This is a genomic window from Gammaproteobacteria bacterium (assembly GCA_029884425.1).
Taxonomy (GTDB): domain Bacteria; phylum Pseudomonadota; class Gammaproteobacteria; order S012-40; family S012-40; genus JAOUHV01.
Map to the genome: position 1 here is coordinate 32,862 of JAOUHV010000002.1, position 16,373 is coordinate 49,234.

The window sequence follows — 16,373 nt, forward strand, 5'->3', positions numbered from 1 at the left end:
GTTCGGCAGGGTCTAGTACACACGTTCTTTAGGTGGAAAACTTTCCACCGTTAGCGGCTGGGTGCGCACAGGTTTGTAGCTCATCCGCTGTCCGTCCATAAAATACAGGCTGTGTTTCATCCAGTTTTTGTCATCACGCGTAGGGAAATCCACCCGGCTGTGTGCGCCGCGACTTTCCTTGCGGTACAGCGCAGAATGCACCGTCGCCAGCGCCACTTCCATCAAGTTTTCCAGCTCCAGCGCCTCTATGCGCGAGGTATTGAAAATCCGACTGTGATCCTGCAGACGCACATCCTTCATCCGATCGCGCAGGGCCTGCACGCGGCGAACGCCTTCGGCGAGAATATCCTCGGTGCGGAACACGCCGCAGTGATCTTCCATTTCCTTTTGCAATTGCGCGCGCAAGCCACCAACTGTCTCGCCATCGCCTTTTTGATCCCAACGGGTAAGGCGTGCCATGGCCTGATCCACACTGTCCTGATTCAGCGGACGGTGATAGCGATGATCTTCTAAAAACTCGACAATGTGATTTCCTGCGGCACGACCAAACACGATGATGTCCAGCAGCGAATTACCGCCCAGGCGATTCGCGCCATGCACTGACACGCATGCACATTCACCGATGGCATACAAACCAGGCACGGGTTCTTCGGCAACACTACCAAACGGTACCACCACCTGACCAAAACGATTGGTCGGAATGCCCCCCATGGTGTAATGCGCAGTAGGATAAATCGGAATCGGTGCCTCAGCGGGGTCAATGCCGACAAACGTCCGCGCCGTTTCGGAAATCCCCGGCAGGCGTTTGTGCACAACCTCTTTGCCCAAATGATCCAGCTTTAGCAGCACATGATCCGCATTGGGACCACAGCCACGACCTTCTTTTACCTCAGTGTAAATCGCACGACTGACCACATCGCGACTGGCCAGATCTTTGGCATTGGGCGCATAACGCTCCATAAAGCGTTCGCCATCTTTGTTCAGCAGATAACCGCCTTCGCCACGCGCACCTTCGGTGATCAACATACCTTTGCCGGCAATGCCGGTGGGATGAAACTGAAAAAACTCCATGTCCTGCAACGGCACACCGGCGCGCAGCGCCATGGCCATACCGTCACCGGTGTTAATTTTGGCATTGGTGTTGGTGCGATAAATTCGCCCCGCACCGCCGGTGGCCAGCAACGTGGTCTTGGCCTCGATAATCAGCGGCTCACCGGTTTCAATTTCCATCACCAGCGCCCCCAGAATGGCGCCGTCTTTATCACGCAACAAATCGATGGAAAAATATTCGTCAAAAAAATGCGTCTTGGCGCGCAGATTTTGCTGATACAGAGAATGTAAAATCGCATGACCGGTACGGTCTGCCGCCGCACACGTCCGTGCCGCCTGTGCGCCACCAAAATTCTGGCTCTGACCGCCAAACGGACGCTGATAAATTTTGCCATTGTCCAGACGTGAAAACGGCACGCCGGCATGTTCCAGTTCATACACCAGATGCGAAGCCGCCCGACACATGTACTCCACTGCGTCCTGATCAGCCAGATAATCGCCACCTTTGATAGTGTCGTACATGTGCCAATGCCAGTTATCCGGCAGCACGTTGGCCAGCGCAGCATTGACTCCGCCCTGTGCCGCCACCGTGTGCGACCGGGTAGGAAAGACCTTGGAAACCACCGCCACATTGGCCTCGGCCTGTGCAAGCTGCAACGCGGCCCGCATACCAGCACCACCGGCGCCAATCACAAGGGCATCAAATCGACGTCTTGGAATATTCATGGATTAGATCACCAATAGTATGCGTAAAACCCAGATCAACATGGCCAATAAAAACATGCCCAGCAGACTCAACAACGCGACGCGCAACCCATCGGGATGCACATAATCCATGATCACGTCGCGGCCTCCTACCCAGGCATGGCTGATTGCCGCCAACCAAAACAATGCCACCCCAACCACAATCACCGGCTGTTGCAAAAATGCCATCCAGGCGATGTAATCCGTCGGCCGAACCACCAGCATACACACCGCAAATGCCACGATGAAAAATGCCAGATAAACCGCACTGACACGTTGCAACACGAACGGCCGAACACCCCCAGCGCGCCAGCTCATAACACCACCCCAATGACCAGTAATGCCACAATCACAACCTCAGCAACCAGCACCCAGCCGGCCGCTCGCCGTGCCGAAGCCTTGGACGTCGCAACATCCAAATCAAATAACAGAAACCGTATACCCGCAAAAAAATGATGTGCTATCGCCCAGCACAACAATACCGTCACCACCTTGCCCAAGGGATGCGACAAAATCGCCTCCGCCTGGGCATAGCCCGCGCTATTGCTCACCGACAATTGCAATAGATAAATGAAAAACGGCAGCGCCAGCAACAATAACACCCCTGAAATGCGGTGCAAAATCGAGACAACTCCCGTGATGGGCAATCTGATCTTGGTGAGATCCAGATGCTTGGGTCGAGGGGGCTTGCGTAAAGTTTCCATTTTATCGTTCACTCAGCTCAATGATCGCGAATTTTCTGTAAGCGCCAATTAACCCACAATTCAGCAAGTTCTATACCGAGCAGTCGCCATGCACATAACATGGTATTTAACTCCCCGGAAATTGATTACAATTTTAGAGTTTAAACATCGCAGGTAATTTTCAGTATGATACAGGCATGGCAAACCTTTCTAAAACAGCAAGGTGCAAAAATTGAGCAGGATCAGGTCGTCGGTTTCGAATCCGCCACTGGTCAAGCGGGCATTTGCCCCCTCAACCGCTGGCAGTTATTCCGCATCTCCGGTGCTGACGCCGCTACGTTCATGCAGGGCCAATTCAGTAACGATGTCCGCCAGCTTAACGGCAGCAACAGCCAACTGAGCAGCTACAACAGCCCCAAAGGGCGGATGTACAGCTGTTTTGTTCTTTTCAAACACCAGGAAAATTTCTATCTGCGACTCCCTGGCGAAATTGCTGCGCAAGTCATCAAACGACTGCGAATGTTTGTGATGCGCTCAGCGGTGGTCATTGACGATGTCAGCGAGCAATTTGTCCACCTGGGAATCATTGGCAGCACCAGCGAACTGCAGCACGCCGGCCTACCTGCGCCAACAGATGAGCGTGGTTTTCAGGAGCATCAAGGCATCCTGATTCTGCGCGCAGCGGGAGCATCGCCGCGCTTTGAACTGTTCGTTCCTGTGGATCAGGCGCAAACCATCTGGTCACAGCTAACGCCGCATTTATCCCCTGCCGCCGAACAACAATGGGAGCTAGCGGAAATCCGTGCAGGTCAACCGGACATTTATCAAACCACACTGGAAGCGTTTGTACCACAAATGGCCAACCTGGATCTGATCGGCGGCATCAGCTTCAACAAAGGCTGCTACACCGGCCAGGAGATCGTGGCGCGCACCCATTACCTGGGAAAACAAAAAAAGCGCATGTACCTGCTTCGCACCAGCAGCACCGCCGTTCAGACTGGCGACAAATTGTTTGAACACAACAGTGACAATACTCAAAGCATTGGTGAAATAGTTCGTGCGGCAACCAACGAACAAGGGGGCCAGGATTTTCTCGCCGTCATGCAGATAAAAAGCTGCCAGGCCGATTTGCGTTTACACAGCATCGAAGGCGAGGCGTGCACCTTGCTACCTCAGCCCTATGAACTGCCGTTAGGCGAATAACTGGAACGCGCGGGAAACTAACTGTTTTCCGCGCTCATTTCGGTCAGCAGTACTGCGATATTTTCTTTGGCCGCCGATAAGCGTGCTGACAGGTTGTCATACTTCATTTGCAACAAATCCAGCTCCAGCGACTTTATCTCGGCATGCAATGACTGTAAGCGGAAGTAACCCGCCAAACCATTTAGCTTATGCACACTCGAATGCACTGCAGCCATGTCTTCCCGCTCGCAAGCTTCAATCGCTTGAGAAATATGCAGCGGCAACTCCTGCTTCAACTGAGGCAACAAACTTGCCGGAACATTGACCTGCTGTGCCATCACAAATGTTTGTTCTGCCGAACCGGCTTTCAATCTATCCAAGGCCAACCATTTCCCCAGGGTTTTCCACAATTGCTGTTCAGTGATCGGTTTAAATAAAATATCATCCGCACCTGCGCGCAACAAACGCTGCTCATGATCGGCAAAAACATCAGCCGTCAGTGCAATGATCGGCACTCTTTTCTGCGGAAAATTTTGCCGCATCTGTCGACAGGCTTCGATACCATCCACACCAGGCATGTGAACATCCAACAACACCACATCCACGTCCTCAGTGCCGAATTTTTGCACCGCCTCAGCGCCATTTCTTGCCTCAATCACCTGCACCGAGCGCTGCTTCAACAGCGTGGACACCAGCATCAGATTGAAATCATTATCATCGGCCACTAAAACACGGAAGTTCTCCATGGGAAGATCATGCCCAACCTCTGCAACACCATCAGCATAATTGACCTCCCCTTCACCATTAAGCAATTGCGAAACGCAACGGTAAATACTCATACGACGCGCAGGTTTGGAAACAACCATCAAGTGATTGTCCGAATTCAACGGCGCAGGTAATGAAAATTCCTCAACATTAGGCAACAGCAATATCGGGCCAGCATAAACCTCGCGCACGCGACTGATCATCGACTGCAACGAGCGCGATTGAGCCTCTTCCGAATTCAAACCCAACAACAGCAAGTCCACCGAATTAACAAGCATGTGTTCGAGCTTTGTAACATCACCAGTATTAAGCACCCGCATTTGCCAACCAACCAAGGTATTTCGCAGCGAACGTCGCGCCACGGGATGTGCGTCATAAACCACCGCATTGCGGCCGGCAAATATCGGCGAAACATCATCCGGCAAGACATTTTTCTGCTTGCCTAATCGCACTTCAAACCAGAATGTTGCTCCCATGCCTGGCTCACTGGTAACGCCAATCGAACCATCCATCAGCTCAACAAAACGACGAGCGATCGATAATCCCAAACCAGTTCCTCCAAAGCGACGGGTAATCGTATTGTCGGCCTGAGAAAACGCCTTAAACAGACCTCGCTGTTCAACAGGATTTAAGCCAATGCCTGTGTCACGAACTTCCACCCGAACCGACACATAGTCTGTACCATTTTCCATCAGTGACAACTGCGCAGTAACGCCACCCTTGCTGGTAAATTTCACCGCGTTATTCAGCAGATTAGAGAATATTTGATTCAGGCGCATCGGATCTCCCGTCACTTTCACGGGCACATCCGAATCTATCAGCAATACCAATTCCAAACCTTTTTCATGCACCAGCGGACAACACATACTGATCGCATCTTCCAGACTGTCGCGAATATCAAAATCGATGTTCTCCAACTTCACATCACCGAATTCCAATTTGGAAAAGTCCAAAATATCATTGATGATAAATAGCAACTGCTCTGCCGCACGAGTTGCCGTCTGAGCATATTCGGCATTTTGATCTTTTTCACGAAGGTTCTTTTTCAGCAGGCGGGTGAACCCAAGAATGGCATTCACTGGCGTGCGGATTTCGTGACTCATTTTTGCCAGGAAATCCGTCTTCGCCATACTAGCCAGCATCGCCTGGCGACGCGCATTTTCAAGCTCGATATTTTTTCCTTCCATGTCCTGCAGTGTTTGCTGCAGTTCACGAGTTGCCTCCTGCACACGATTTTGCAATTCGGAATGGGCTTTTTGCAGTGAATCCACCATTGAATTAAAGCCCGTCTGCAAACTCAGCAGTTCCCCAGACGCATCTTCTTTTACCCGAATATCGGATTCACCACGCTCCATGCGCTTAACCGAGCGAGTCAGGGCCATCAGCGGCATCGCCACCCCTTGCCCCATGCGCAATCCCAGCATCAAACTGGCAAACAATCCTACCAACATAATCGCCAGCGCATTCAACCACTCGTTTTGCTGGCGCTCAATACTGGCCTCCTTGGACAGCACCACCTCTACCCACCCCATCGTGAGCGCCGGGGCATCGCCACTCGAATGATGCTCTTCGGCGAAATCGCTCACCTGCATACCTGTTCGATAGATCTCCTGACGAAAATACAACAATTTTCCATCACTCTCTGCCGGGCGACCGATAAAATTGTCCCGATAGGAATGCCAAACAAATTCACCCTTGGCGTCAGTCACCGCCACAGACAAAACGTCATCCTCACGCAACGTTGCTTCGCATGCATTGCGCAATATATTTTCATTTCCGGTGAACAAACCATATTCCGCCACCGGCAACAAACTTTTCACCAGAATTTTTCCACGCGCATCCAGCTCATTACGAACATCATCGATACGTGAAGATGCAATGTAGAAACCCAATATCAACGTTACCAGCAGCACTGGCAACACCGCCAACATCACCAGACGGACACGCAAATTCATTGCTGCCCCCTCGGACTTTGTTGATCAATTCTCCGAAGAATCTCGTCCGAATCGGGAACATCAAGTAACATCGATTTCGCAACCCAGCGATTTATAGCAACATCATAATATTTCGGATAACTTCCCCGGCCTCTCATTGGAATATTTTTTTGAAAATATCCGGTCAGCCATTCATTGGCCTGTCGTGACAAGTCATCAGGGGATGAGTACACCGCCGCCAATGCACCAGCCTTCACATAGGCCTGCGAAAAACCAATGACCGGAACGTTTTGCTGATAGGCCATATACAACAACCACTTGGCAGTATTGGATTGCATCACCAGTGCATCCGGCAACGCCACAATGCCTTCACTATCTTCCAGCAATTGATTAATCGCCGTAGCGGCGACATCCTCTCTAGCGATGAATGCGGATTCAGCACGAATCCCTAATTGGATTGCAGCCTGCTGGTACGATGGCTCAACAGAGTTTTCTTTGTTTCCGGCTAACAAGCCTATGTTTTTCTTCTCTGGCAACAACACTTTGGCCAGCGCCATCACCCGCTGCGGCGATTGATCGACGTAAATCGCACTGAAATGCCCATGTCTGGCCTGCATTACCTGATACGCAGATCGCGTAATCATCACTGACAATAATAACTTGCCTGGCGCACGCTCCAACACGGATTGAGTTGCCTGGCCTCCGATAGCAATGTAATTTTCCGCGCCGCCCAATGCTTCCGCTGACCATTTTTCCAGAGTCACCGTCTCAACCCGGCGTTGATACGACTGCATATTTTCAGTCAACAGTTGCGCAACCTGCTCATAGGCAGGACTTCGCAACGACATCACAATGACCGTCTGCCCCTGGTCAGCCAGTACGTTTGTCGTCAAAAGCATCAACAGCCAAACAAGCTGCGATATCGCGCGCTTCACATCAACTACTCCGGCACACTAAAAGGAAAAATTTCCCTGAAGATACGCGTGCTGTCCAAATTTATTTTCCACTCTAAACTCCTCGTAATCCTTCTCAAGGTTTTGCACAACCAACGCCACCCTGGCTTTTAAATTATCTATTTTGAACGTTTTTCCTAAACGGGCATCAATACGACGATAGGCGGGAAGAAGATCACCATCCCCAAACCAGCGCATTTCAGTAATACGATACACACCACCACTCAGTTCCCATTTATTGCGAAACTGGTAGCTGGCCAACAAACTGGAGGTATGATAGGGGACACCATTACTCACATCACGAAATTTATTTTTTGCAGTCACGCCCTGATAGTTAATAAAACGCAACTGGGTGGCTTCTGGATCGATATAACTGTACTGCAACCCAACAAAGGTATGTCGCTGGGGTCGATACTGCAATTGCACTTCCACACCATTCAGGTTCGCATCTACGCCATTAAGGTATACAAACGGAAAGTTATCTACGGGCGCATCGGCCACACCACTTGGACTATTGTTATTCAGCGCCCCACTATCAACAATGACGGGACGATCAGCATAACCGTGATCTGTTGCATCAAAAATGGCATCGCGCAACTGTTCGCGGAACAATTTGACATCCAGCGTTGTATTTAAGCGTTCAAATTTTTCCACAAACCCGACTTCAATCGTACCGAGCTTTTCAGTCCGGGCATCGTCCGCAGCAACGCGATTAACAGTAATAACCTGACCATCTTCAAGAACTATACTGTGGAGCACATTGGCTTCGAGCAGAGACGGGGAACGCTCACTATGAGAAAAACTCATGCGCACAGCGCGGGTATCCGTTAACGAATAATTCATCCCCAGGCGAGAGGAGTAAAATGCACCAACAATATCGTTATGCTCCACCATGTTACCAACATTGACATGCATAGAATCGCCAACATGCAAATTCACATTGGCAAACAAACGAACACTCAGATCATAAATAGTTTTGTCACTCGTCAACATTAACTGACTGCGATAACTGTCCTGCCTAACCCCAGCTCCAAGCACCAGCTCATATGCCTGACTGGCCCGTAACAATCGTTGTGCCTCAACGTCGTAGCGCTCTGCCTCACCATCCAGGTATCCAACAATCATATTTTTATCCGTGATTCCCGGAAAAATGATATCCACATCTGCCGAGGTCATTGGCGTTCCCAGCTCATGACTCAGCGCCTGCGAAAGTTTCCCATAGATATGCGTATCATTTTGATAGTAGTAATTGTGGTAAGCATGAACAGTGAGTTCATCACCACCAGTCAACGCCCGACTCCACGCCAATGATTGATAATTCATTCGAGTGGATACATCGCGCACCGGGTTTCCGATATCCATGGGATCATTTTCATAGCCAACGCCAGTTCGCCCTTCACTAACCCCCAATTGCACGTCTAACTGGCTATGATTTCCTAAATCCCCCACCGCGCGAGTAAAAACATTGCGAATATATTTACTGTCATGCACACCGGAAAATCCCTGATCTTCACGATAACTGGCTGACACTCGCATGTCCCAGTTGCGCACAAAAATACCTTGCCGCACGAAAATTTCCCGTGCATCCAACGCTCGCCAGGTCTGATCTGCACTTTGATTTCTCAATCCTTGACGAACGTTACCGGCATACAGCGAGCCAGAAACTACTTCAACCGTGGTCCCTGGATCCTGAAATGGTTGACGGGTAACAATATTGATTACGCCTAAAAATGCGTTGGAACCATTGACTGAGTTATTTGATCCACGCACCACTTCGATGCGCTCAATATCGTCCAGCGCCACACCCAAGTAATTCCAATCGACGCTGGAAAGCATGGGCAGATAAACCGAACGACCGTCAACCTGAACCAGCATTCTCCGCGGAAAATCATCCACCAAACCGTGATAGGTCGGCACAAAATAATTCCCACTGCCATGCGCCACTTGAAAGCCTGGCACCAAACGCAATACATCCACCAACTCTCGAAAACCTGACGCACGAATCATATCGCGATCAATAATCGTCATTGACGCGGGAGTTTCAGTCACAGGTTGAGAAATTCGTGTCGCCGTCAACACGACAGGCATCGCTGCAAGAAAACCACTCTCGCCGGCAAACGCCATTTCATGGATGGGAGAGTTTTCCATTGCCAAAACAGGCATGCCTGTCAGCGACAGGGAAAGCGCGACAAATCCGTTGAGCGCATTAAACCGTTTACAAAACACATTAACCTCTACGCATCGGATTTGCGACAAGCATAACTAACACTACACAGAGATGGGTAACAACCCCAGCCGTTTGGCTTCGATAACAGCCTGGGTTCGATTGGTGGCACCTAGCAATTTCAATATCGCGGTGACATGAATTTTGATGGTGTATTCTGAAAGACCGAGAGAATTAGCGATTTCTTTGTTGGTTCGCCCTTCGCCCAACAAGCCCAGCACCTGTTTTTGTCGCCCGGTAAAATGCAGATCATGCTTGGCTGCACCGTGTGAAATTGTGACAACACCACTGGAATAAGTCTGCGTGGGCACATAAATGCCCCCCTGCAACACTTCCTCTAGCGCCGCCAGCATTTCGCCTTCGGATGCGGATTTTGGAATATAGCCCGACGCGCCCCAATCGATTGCCTTGCGCACATGATGTACATCTTCAGATGCCGACAGAATCACGACCAGCAAGTCAGGAAAGTTTTTGCAAAGCAACGCCAGCAAGGCAAATCCATCGGTTTGTGGCATGAACAAATCCAGCACCAGCAGGTCCACATCCCTGTTTTGTTGCATCTGCTGTAAAACTTCGTCACCACTGGTCGCCTCAATGATTTCGACCTCGCGGGACAACTTCCCCAGGGTAAGCTTAATGCCTTCCCGAACCAAGCCATGGTCATCAGCTACCAAAATTTTCAAAATTCCCCCCGGGCCTTCTGTGGTCTGCAGAAAGCGCCAGATTATATGTAAAAGCATTGAAATTGTCGCCTTATCGACGACATTTAGGCAGCTATATGGCTAGATTTCTAGGATGAAAATAGGAAATGACAAGATATTCAATGAGATGAGACAAAGACTAACTATTTTTCCACAGATATGTGGCCTTAACTGCATTACCAGCTTGAGAAAATTCCAACTTACTACACAGCGCAGCAACCAGCGCCAACCCCCTGCCTGCCATAATGGTGCCGTCACCCTCAGCAAGATTCAGTTCGTGCTCATTAAACCCCTTACCTGAGTCCCACACCAGGATTTCCAGGTATCCCCCCATTTCAACCGGAATATTCTTCAACTCGATCCGGATAGCCCCTTCTTTCAGGTTGCGCAAACGCTTTTCACGTTCTTCATAATAGTGCGCAAAGCCTTCTTCGGAATTTTTCATCCCCGAGGTCAAACCCAACACGCCATGCTCGAGCGCATTGTTAAACAATTCTGACAAAATGGTAAACAAATGCACGCGATGTGAGGATTGCCCCTGCAGCTCTGCCACCATTTGCAACAAAATCGGCAGTGGATCGGTGTCACGCAATGCATCGTGCCCCAACTCCATACTGGTTTTCCAGGCTGACATCGGCCGCAACCTATGGGGAGAACTGTTTTCACTAGCATTCATTTTTTCCGGTTCACAATGGATGCAGGTATACGTCACGTCATCGGCCTGCGGTGCCAAACCGCGAAAGCTCGCCAATTCAGCCTGCAATTCACTTGCGTAATTTGTTTGTGGACGCTCAATCAGGGCTTCCAGTTGCTCCTGACCATACATTACCCCAGCCTCATTCACCGCCTCAATCACACCATCGGAATACACATGCACCCGATCACCTGGCGCAATCTGCAGTACATCTGGCTCCCTGCAGAGCGAAGCTGTTGGCTGCACACCCAGCGGTAATTGATTGGATTCGATGCGCTGCACAATTCCTTCATTGCCGCGCGTAATCAACACATCAGGCAAACCGCCATTCCACACTTGTAATCGCCGACAATCGGCATCCACTTCCAATAAACATACTGCCAAAAAGCGGCCGGCCGGCAATAAATCGCGGAGCTTGCTGTTAATCTCCGGCACAATTTCACCAATGGAAAAACCCTTATTGGTCATTTTGTAAAACACATCGGACACGGGTAGTGCACCAATCGCCGCAGCCAAACCATGACCGGTAAAATCGCCTACCAGTACATTAACCCCACCCGATGGATTACCCGCAGCCAACACCAGGTCGCCGTTAAATGCTTCTGCGGATTGACGTAGTGTTTGGGCGCATTCAACCTTGCGATTTTTGCCATACACCATGACATTTTCGAAAATTTTTTCTGCCACCTCATGTTCGCGTATGGTGTGTTCCTGAAATGCCTGCAACTCCAGATTTTGCTTGTGAACAGTATTGTACAGTTCACGAATACGAGACAAGGCGGAGATTTTCGCCTGAAGGATATTTCTATCGTAGGGTTTGCGCAGGAAATCGTCGCCACCATGTTCAATACAACTGACCATGGCATCTTCACCGCTCAGAGCCGTGAGAAAAATGACTGGGACAAAAGCGTCACCGCAAATTGACTTGATGATTTTCGTCGCCTCATAGCCATCCATGACAGGCATCATAATGTCCATCAGCACCATTTCAGGAGAGTTTTCACGAAAACGCTCCACTGCCTGCGCTCCATCCTCGGCGACGATCACACTGTGACCGTCTTTTTCCAACATGCCTTTGAGCACCAAGCAATTGGTATTTTCATCATCGACGATAAGAATCTTCATGCCAACCGGGCGATATTATTTAACGTTAAATAATTTCTGGAAATTGGCAATCGTCAGTATTTTCTTTATTTCCGGTCTGCAACTAGAAATCGTAATACGTGAATCATCACCACCCGCATGTTCGCGCAACAGCAACAGCATGCCCAATGCAGAGCTGTCCATATATTCGGTATCCGCCATATCGACGATGTAATTTGCGCTGGGTGGCGCATCGCGGTAGGCCTCACGGAATGAGGTGTGATCGTTAAAGTCAAAACGTCCACGGATGGTCACCGTTACGTTGTTTCCCTCCAACTTGCTTACTACAGGCATACGTTCCTCTCCTGGTTGTTTAAATGTAAAAAATGGAGTCTGTACCAGTATCGGCAGATAACATGACGAATATACTGTAAAAAAAATATGACTGCTGAAGCTAAAACAGTTCCACTTCGCCTTGATCCATGGATGTCTGCTGAACCTTTACAAAATGGTCGCCCTTGCGCGTTTCAGCCAGCTGTTTTTTCTCCTGCGCCAAGCGTTGCAGGATTTGCTCTTTTTCCTCGTGCGAACTCACCGCAGCCACATCATTCAGTAACGAAGATACTACCGACACCCGGCTTTCGACGTACTCCAACAGTTGCCGCACCACATCCTCAAATTGCATAGCACGCACAGCATCATTCACATTTTGGCCAATTTCACTGGACATCCCCGACACCCGGGTCAAACGTTCTGAAATAAACTGATTGAGTGTGCTTACCTCAGTCAGCATGTGATCCACCCGTTCTTTCGAGGTAATGGCAAACGTCATATCTTTTGAGGCAATCTTGCTGGTCGTCTGTTGAACCTGGGCAATATCACGCATGGCCTGATCAACCACCTGGCGGATTTCACCGCCAAACCGGTTGGAACTCTGTGACAAGGCACGCACCTCGTCAGCCACCACCGCAAATCCCCGTCCCGCCTCTCCGGCTCGTGCGGCTTCAATCGCCGCATTCAATGCCAGCAAGTTGGTCTGATCGGCAATCGATTGAACACCGCCGATCAACTTTACAACGTGTGCCATTTTCGCCGACAAATCATTCACCGCATGGACAATATCCATGCTGTCCTTACTGCTGGAAACGATTTGCTCGACAAACACTTCCAGCACGTCATTGGTTTCTTCGGCAAACTGGCTAAAACTAATGGACTTGCCATCAGCCACCGAATCCGGTGCACTTTTTTGTACCAGTTCCGTGACCAGACTCACCTGGCTTTCCGCCTGAGCACTAAGACCACGAAAACTGGCCTGTAACCCACCTACCGCCTCAGACAACAATTCGCGAGCCCGCAACAAATCCTTATCCACCGCCTGATTGGTTTGAACAATCAACGGCATGGCTTCCCGCATCACCTGATTGCAAATCGGTTCTTCCTTGTGAGCAACCAGCTGTGCCTGCAATTCAGCCAACCGTTTGTCTCGCTGCCCAATACCCCGATAATAAACCGCCGCCCACGCCGCCAACGCCGCCACACTGCAAACAACAGTATAGAGTTGTGCTGGTACCGTCACTAACATGACCACCGCTGTCGTACTCAACAGAATCACGAACCAAATTGTCATACTTTTTCGGGGCTTTTTGGGGTTATTTCCATAGAAAAACAACTTATTTGTTAGACCAATAGCGCACACCTGACAAAAACCTTTAGTTCAGTGGTTACTGTGTCTCAAGCCCGCAATTTGTGAGACCTCGGTCATAGAAACGCTCCAAAGTGTGACTCGCTAGACATCGTACATCTACAAAACCAAGGTTATTGATCGCTAAGAATGCCGAGGCGTTGCAAGATTGCCCAACGCTTTAACTATATGATTGCTGGGGGAATGATGATCACGGTTAGAATACAGGTCTTGGCGCCAACACTCTTGCTATTGCTGAGTTCCACCGCGCATGCGGTTGACTCTCCACAATTGGCACAAGCAAACACGCTACTGGCCCAACACCGCCCCGTGCAAGCGCTGGCACTATTAGAAGAGACCATGGCAGCCGATGCCGGCGACCCTCAATACGATCGTCTGCTGGGCCAGGCAGCACTGGCCGCCAACAAACCCAATTTAGCCGTTTTCGCCCTCGAACGGGTCGTACTGACCCAGCCTGACGATACTGACGCCCGCCTGGCCTTGGTGCGTGCCTATATCGAACTGGGCGAATTCCGCCAAGCTAAAACCGAATTAACCCAACTGCCAGTGTCCCGCGATCCGTCCCTGTACCACATTGCCCAACAGTACATGCGGCAAATCAATTACGGCATACGTCAGCAACAGCGAGACTTCGCCCTGGTGGTATCGATGGGCGCAGGCCGCGACAGCAACGCCAACAGCGCCACTGACATTGACCAATTCCTGGGCGCCAATTTGTCAACCAATAGCCAGGCAACCGCCTCGGATACCAGCAGCCTGCTCCTCAGCGCCGCTGCGGCATTACCCCTGAGCAAAAAATGGCGCAATGAAACCTCTGCGCAGTTTTTCCACCAGGAATTTAGCGATGCCAGCTTCGTCAACACCGACAGCGTCAGCCTCACCAACAGTTTGAACTATCAGTCCAGCCGTCGCAGCCAGGAGCAGTGGGTGTTGCAAGCCATGCATACCGAGGTGGATCAACAGCTAAACAACCGCCAGGCCAGCGTACAGTTCAACCACGCCTACACCCTGGACACCGGCTCGCTGACCCTGACGGTCAAAACCGGCCAAACCCGTTATGACGACAAATACGCCATTCGCAACATCCAGCAGCACAGCGGTGGGCTGCGCTACGCCTATCAATTGGGAAGCCTGAGCGGCAACGTGGCCTTACTGACTGGTCAGGATCGCCCCATCGACAACCAGTCCCCCTATAGCCGCCAATTTAACGCAGCCCAACTAGGTTTTATGTGGAATCAGGGCAAAACCAACACAATCGCCTCGATCAATTATGTCCAAAGTGTGTACGACAGCACGTTTTTTGGCATCGATCGGAACGATAACAATGTAGGAGCGTCACTGCGTTTGAACTACAAGTTAGGCGCTAAATGGACTGCAGGCCCCAGCCTGACCATTATGCGCAATCAATCCAGTGTCGACCTGTACGACTACGATCGCAATCAGGCGATGGTTTTTATCAGTCACCAAATCATCTAAGGAGGTGACCCATGTTGTCCTACAAAGAGATTATTCGCCACACCATGATCCTGAGCATTATTGCTCTGCCCATTAACGCGTTTGCCGAAGCAGGCAAAGCCATTTTCGTGTTGGGCAAGGCGCACATTGAATCTGCAGATGGCCGCAGTGTGGAAATGAAACAGGGAGCCCTGTTCAACTCTGGCGACACCATTGTCACCAGCGAACGTGGTCAGGTGCAGCTACGCATGGCAGATGGAACCTTGATTGCTGTGCGTCCCAACAGTCGTTTTGTGATTGAAAAATTCCAGTACGACAAAAACAAACAAACCGATCAGAGCATTTACAACCTGGTGAAAGGCGGCTTCCGCTCCATCACCGGCAAGATCGGCCACGACAACAAAAAATCCTATGGCGTTACCACCGTGGTGGGCACCATTGGAATTCGTGGTACCGACTTTAGCGCTTACTTGTGCGACACCAACTGCAACGGCAACCAGGCCGGTCTGTATGTTGGCGTCATGGATGGCGGCATCACCGTCAGCAACAACGTAGGCCAGGTCAATCTGGATCCAGGTGAATACGGCTACGTGCAGGACATCACCACCCAGCCTGCATCACTGCCAGCCGCCCCTGGTGATTTGTTGTTTGCCAGCACCGGCACAGGTACTGACGACACCGCCCTTGCCGACAGCAGCACTACCTCAATGGTGGTCGCCGACAGTGGTCTGGCCGTACAGCAAACCTTGTTGCAGCCCGAAGTTCTGGTTGCCAGCACCGGTACGTACGACTTGAGCTCAGGCACCATTAGCGACGGCCTCAACAACAGCGGTGTGTTAAGCAGTGGTTCGATGAATATCGACTTTATCGCCGCCACGGTCAGCACGTCCTTCAGCGGCAGCATCAACAACGCTTCCAGTGGTTTCGATTGGGTAGCCAGTAGCACCAGCGGCACCTTGGACATCGCCAGCGGCCAGTTCTCTGGTTCGTTGGACGGCAGCGTCGGCATCACCGACTTCGCCTTTGGTGGAACGGCGCAGGAAGCTGCTGCTGGCACATTCAGCGGCACTCTCGGCACAACCACCAACACCGTAGGGATCGCTACCGACGCCAGTTACAGCTACAACATGACATCTAGCACTGCTAGTGCGTCAGGTGACGCTAACTACACGTTGGCTTCCTATACCACCCAGGTTAAGTAAT

Annotated in this window: 13 protein-coding genes; 3 read left to right on the top strand and 10 right to left on the bottom strand. The window is 50.7% G+C overall.

Translation table 11 applies throughout. The features are described 5' to 3' along the window. Window positions 1–12 precede the first annotated feature (12 nt). From sdhA to sdhC, 3 genes are read right to left on the bottom strand one after another with little or no spacing between them, the layout of a single operon-like run. On the bottom strand, window positions 13–1,776 hold the full coding sequence (gene sdhA, locus OEW58_00765) for a succinate dehydrogenase flavoprotein subunit (protein ID MDH5299881.1): 1,764 nt from the start codon (window positions 1,774–1,776) through the stop codon (window positions 13–15). A 3-nt stretch (window positions 1,777–1,779) separates the two neighbouring features. Further along, a complete protein-coding gene (gene sdhD, locus OEW58_00770) occupies window positions 1,780–2,112 on the bottom strand; it encodes a succinate dehydrogenase, hydrophobic membrane anchor protein (protein MDH5299882.1) in 333 nt (110 codons plus the stop codon). Further along, window positions 2,109–2,498, bottom strand: coding sequence for a succinate dehydrogenase, cytochrome b556 subunit (sdhC, locus tag OEW58_00775; GenBank protein ID MDH5299883.1), 390 nt, complete (start codon window positions 2,496–2,498; stop codon window positions 2,109–2,111). Before sdhC ends, sdhD begins: the two co-directional genes overlap by 4 nt. Before the next feature lie 165 nt (window positions 2,499–2,663). Here sdhC and OEW58_00780 point away from each other — a divergent pair, with 165 nt between their 5' ends. Beyond that, window positions 2,664–3,680, top strand: coding sequence for a folate-binding protein (locus OEW58_00780; GenBank protein MDH5299884.1), 1,017 nt, complete (start codon window positions 2,664–2,666; stop codon window positions 3,678–3,680). A 17-nt stretch (window positions 3,681–3,697) separates the two neighbouring features. Here the strand turns inward: OEW58_00780 and OEW58_00785 are convergent, their stop codons facing one another. The 7 genes from OEW58_00785 to OEW58_00815 form a co-directional block, all read right to left on the bottom strand. After that, the gene (locus OEW58_00785) at window positions 3,698–6,379 is read right to left on the bottom strand and encodes an ATP-binding protein (GenBank protein ID MDH5299885.1); all 2,682 of its coding nucleotides are present in this window, start codon (window positions 6,377–6,379) and stop codon (window positions 3,698–3,700) included. Next, entirely contained in the window at window positions 6,376–7,293 is a 918-nt protein-coding gene (locus OEW58_00790; protein MDH5299886.1) for a hypothetical protein, read from the bottom strand. The genes OEW58_00785 and OEW58_00790 overlap by 4 nt, the downstream gene beginning before the upstream one ends. A gap of 18 nt (window positions 7,294–7,311) precedes the next feature. Continuing rightward, window positions 7,312–9,537, bottom strand: a complete 2,226-nt coding sequence (locus tag OEW58_00795) for a TonB-dependent receptor (protein MDH5299887.1) — start codon at window positions 9,535–9,537, stop codon at window positions 7,312–7,314. A gap of 42 nt (window positions 9,538–9,579) precedes the next feature. After that, window positions 9,580–10,218, bottom strand: coding sequence for a response regulator transcription factor (locus OEW58_00800; protein ID MDH5299888.1), 639 nt, complete (start codon window positions 10,216–10,218; stop codon window positions 9,580–9,582). A gap of 157 nt (window positions 10,219–10,375) precedes the next feature. Next, window positions 10,376–12,055, bottom strand: coding sequence for a fused response regulator/phosphatase (locus OEW58_00805; GenBank protein ID MDH5299889.1), 1,680 nt, complete (start codon window positions 12,053–12,055; stop codon window positions 10,376–10,378). Between the two features lie 15 nt (window positions 12,056–12,070). Next, window positions 12,071–12,367 carry an STAS domain-containing protein gene (locus OEW58_00810; protein ID MDH5299890.1) on the bottom strand — a complete coding sequence of 99 codons (297 nt, stop codon included), beginning with the start codon at window positions 12,365–12,367 and terminating at the stop codon, window positions 12,071–12,073. A 100-nt stretch (window positions 12,368–12,467) separates the two neighbouring features. Next, window positions 12,468–13,415 (bottom strand): methyl-accepting chemotaxis protein, encoded by a 948-nt coding sequence (locus tag OEW58_00815; GenBank protein MDH5299891.1) that lies wholly within the window; start codon window positions 13,413–13,415, stop codon window positions 12,468–12,470. Window positions 13,416–13,901: 486 nt separating this feature from the next. Between OEW58_00815 and OEW58_00820 the strand changes: the two genes are divergently transcribed. After that, the gene (locus OEW58_00820; protein ID MDH5299892.1) at window positions 13,902–15,191 is read left to right on the top strand and encodes a tetratricopeptide repeat protein; all 1,290 of its coding nucleotides are present in this window, start codon (window positions 13,902–13,904) and stop codon (window positions 15,189–15,191) included. An 11-nt stretch (window positions 15,192–15,202) separates the two neighbouring features. Next, complete coding sequence (locus OEW58_00825) at window positions 15,203–16,372, top strand: FecR domain-containing protein (GenBank protein MDH5299893.1); 1,170 nt, start codon at window positions 15,203–15,205, stop codon at window positions 16,370–16,372. Window position 16,373 lies beyond the last annotated feature (1 nt).

Bases quoted from the DNA above. Each gene is read 5' to 3' on its own strand.
- sdhA (MDH5299881.1), bottom strand. From the start codon at position 1,776: ATGAATATTCCAAGACGTCGATTTGATGCCCTTGTGATTGGCGCCGGT.
- sdhD (MDH5299882.1), bottom strand. From the start codon at position 2,112: ATGAGCTGGCGCGCTGGGGGTGTTCGGCCGTTCGTGTTGCAACGTGTC.
- sdhC (MDH5299883.1), bottom strand. From the start codon at position 2,498: ATGGAAACTTTACGCAAGCCCCCTCGACCCAAGCATCTGGATCTCACC.
- OEW58_00780 (MDH5299884.1), top strand. From the start codon at position 2,664: ATGATACAGGCATGGCAAACCTTTCTAAAACAGCAAGGTGCAAAAATT.
- OEW58_00785 (MDH5299885.1), bottom strand. From the start codon at position 6,379: ATGAATTTGCGTGTCCGTCTGGTGATGTTGGCGGTGTTGCCAGTGCTG.
- OEW58_00805 (MDH5299889.1), bottom strand. From the start codon at position 12,055: ATGAAGATTCTTATCGTCGATGATGAAAATACCAATTGCTTGGTGCTC.
- OEW58_00810 (MDH5299890.1), bottom strand. From the start codon at position 12,367: ATGCCTGTAGTAAGCAAGTTGGAGGGAAACAACGTAACGGTGACCATC.
- OEW58_00815 (MDH5299891.1), bottom strand. From the start codon at position 13,415: ATGCCGTTGATTGTTCAAACCAATCAGGCGGTGGATAAGGATTTGTTG.
- OEW58_00820 (MDH5299892.1), top strand. From the start codon at position 13,902: ATGATCACGGTTAGAATACAGGTCTTGGCGCCAACACTCTTGCTATTG.
- OEW58_00825 (MDH5299893.1), top strand. From the start codon at position 15,203: ATGTTGTCCTACAAAGAGATTATTCGCCACACCATGATCCTGAGCATT.